Genomic DNA, 574 nt, shown 5'->3' with positions numbered 1-574 from the left:
CGCGACCTCGACCACGCTCACCTCGACCGGTGCGGTGGACTCCTTCCACTCGTCCTTCACCGGTCTCGGCGGCGGTATCGCGATGCTGGGCATGATGCTGGGCGAGATCGCGCCCGGTGGTACGGGCTCGGGCCTGTACGGCATGCTGATCATGGCGGTGATCGCGGTGTTCATCGCGGGTCTGATGGTCGGCCGTACGCCCGAGTACCTGGGGAAGAAGATCGGCGGCCGCGAGATGAAGCTCGCCGCCTGCTACATCCTCATCACCCCCGCCCTGGTGCTGGTGTTCACGGCGGCCTCGATGGCCCTGCCGACCCCGCCGCACTCGATGCTCAACTCGGGCGCGCACGGGTTCTCCGAGGTGCTGTACGCGTTCACGTCGGCGTCGAACAACAACGGTTCGGCCTTCGCCGGTCTGAACGCGAACACCGACTGGTTCAACACCATGACCGGGCTCGCGATGCTGCTCGGCCGCTTCCTGCCCATGATCTTCGTCCTGGCGCTGGCCGGCTCGCTCGCCGAGCAGACGCCGGTCCCGGTCACCGCGGGCACCCTGCGCACCGAGAAGCCGCTG

General features: G+C 68.1%; 1 protein-coding gene. It reads left to right on the top strand.

All coding sequences use genetic code 11. The features are described from left to right. Nucleotides 1–574: potassium-transporting ATPase subunit KdpA (locus IE277_RS46845; RefSeq protein WP_189960244.1), on the top strand; the 574-nt coding region annotated here is incomplete at both ends.

The organism is Streptomyces alanosinicus, from assembly GCF_014650595.1.
Classification (GTDB): domain Bacteria; phylum Actinomycetota; class Actinomycetes; order Streptomycetales; family Streptomycetaceae; genus Streptomyces; species Streptomyces alanosinicus.
The sequence above is the reverse complement of the archived record's forward strand: the minus strand, read 5'-3'. Positions and strand labels throughout refer to the sequence as shown.